This is a genomic window from Novipirellula herctigrandis (genome assembly GCA_007859835.1).
GTDB classification, from domain to species: Bacteria; Planctomycetota; Planctomycetia; order Pirellulales; family Pirellulaceae; genus Novipirellula_A; species Novipirellula_A herctigrandis.
Window position 1 is genome coordinate 71,618 of record SJPJ01000003.1, and the last position, 2,153, is coordinate 73,770.

The window sequence follows — 2,153 nt, forward strand, 5'->3', positions numbered from 1 at the left end:
CCATAGCGTGGTTTACGTGGCATAACGACCTCCTGGACAAGACTTGTTGAGCGAGAATTCTAGCAAATCCCAGCAGTAAGGCAAAACCCGTTGGATGGCTCCTTCTTGCGTCCTCATATTCACGACTCGTCAATCGGTTCGGAGGGATGCGCGAAATCGGCATCCTGCCCGCCGACGAAAAACGGCAGCCAAAAGGCTACCGTTTCAATGTCGCATCGCTCAGGTGCAAGCGGTAAACCAACCGTTAATTACCCCCTTCCCCTTTGATCCTGCCGGTGGTTTTAATCTGCCAACAGCACCTGACCTTCGCCTCACGGGCATCGAGTTCGTACTCTTCGCACCTAATGCTCAACTGATTCAGACATTTGCCTTTCATGCGACCCTCATGTCGATTCTGTTTACGGTCGTGATGATTTCCAGTGAATCATTTCGCATTCCGGTAGCCTTTAGGAAAGAAAAGGGGAAGGGGGGCATTTTTCGCACTTTCCTATTTTTCGCATTGCCCCGGTTAAGGGCATGATAGATGCAGCCTGCTTCATCGGCACGTTTGATTCTTGGCATACCATCAGTTGGCTAAAGAAAAATTGATCGTATTCGCTAAAGAATATCAAACCAAGTCCCGAAAAACGACCCCCTTCCCCTTTTCCTCTCCCAGGTCTCGATCCACTACATCTTGTTCGAAGCGGCTTACGCCCGTGCCTTTCAGGCCTGACCCCATTTGATTGACTCTGACCCATTTGATTGACTCCAGGCGTGAACGGTTGTCGAAACTTCACGGAGGCGACATGGCGTATCGACTCAGCTACAATACGTTGCTAAACAAGTGCTTTAACAACTGCTATCCTCTGGTCGCCTCACTTTGTGACCACCTACCTGTAGGCCTCAACGGCGCAAATCGATTTGGAGAATTTGTGATGAAGTTCACTGCCCGCCTATTCCAATGGTCCGCGTGCCTGATTGCTTCCCTGCACTGGCTTACCATTTCGTGCGTCGTCTCCGCTGAACCAGTAGAAGGTAGGTATGTGAGGGTCCATCTACCGGGTGACAGCCGGACGCTTTCTCTTGCGGAGGTACAGGTTTTCTGTGGCGATAAAAATGCCGCATTGGGTAAGGCAACCAAGCAAACCTCGACTGGCCATGGTGGCATTTCGTCGCATGCCGTCGATGGTGACTCCAACGGCAATTGGACTGCTGGGAGTATCACGCACACCGTCAATGACATGCCGACGCCCAGCTGGGAGGTTGATCTCGGGGAGTCGGTGAAAATCGACAGAATATCGATTTGGAATCGCGACGGTTTTGAAGCCCGGTTGAACGAGGTTCAAGTTCGGGTGCTTAGCCAGAACCGAAAAGTCGTTTGGGGGGCCGCGATCCCCAAGCCCGCAACCGGAGAGACGGTCCTCGACGTCGCCGGTTCCGAGAGTTCCCTCAAAGTCGGCCAAAAGATTGCGGAACTCAAGGAGATCCGTAATGTCCAAAAAACTCGGCGTAGCAGTCCGAAGATTGCCATGCCAGAGGTCCCCTTGCCGGAGGACAACGACGGCGTGCTTAACGGGCCCTTGATGAACGGCGGGCATCATGCCAGTGGCGAAGGCGATCGTGAATCGTTGCGGCTAGCCATCGAAGATCTGATCAACCAGTTCGGCGACAAGTATGCCAAGGGACAGGAGTTCCTGAAGCGGCTGGAGGGGATCGACAACGAAGACAGCGATGAATTCGCGACGCTGAAGAAGGAGGCCCTGTTGGCCAACCCGCTGCTAGACTTCGACCACCTGCTGATGGTCCGCAGCAAAAAGGGCAAGCGGTTTTCCAGTAATTGGCAGACTCGGGTATCAGGCGAGGCTGCGGGCGCGTATGACGATGAGCTCGTCGTGATGTCGCCGCTTTACGAGGGCGAGATCAAAACCGTCTATAAACCGACCGGTGGCAAGTTTGTCGGTGATCTGGATTTGCACTTTGACGGCAACCGTTTGCTGTTCGCCTCGCATTGCGAAAAAGACGAATTGAGCGAGGCTCCGGGCGACGGTATGGGGTATGCCGTGTTCGAACAGATGATCGATCCAAGTAGCGGCGAGCCGCGCGGCAAGCCACAGAGGGTCACTCCTGACATGGGCGCCGACGTCGATTGCTACGACGCCTGTTACCTACCCGAT

At 54.0% G+C, this 2,153-nt stretch carries 1 protein-coding gene; it reads left to right on the forward strand.

Annotated features, from left to right (window positions below; translation table 11 throughout):
• Positions 1–914: 914 nt before the first annotated feature.
• On the forward strand, positions 915–2,153 hold a 1,239-nt coding region (locus CA13_RS34230), incomplete at its 3' end, for a discoidin domain-containing protein (protein ID WP_419195340.1).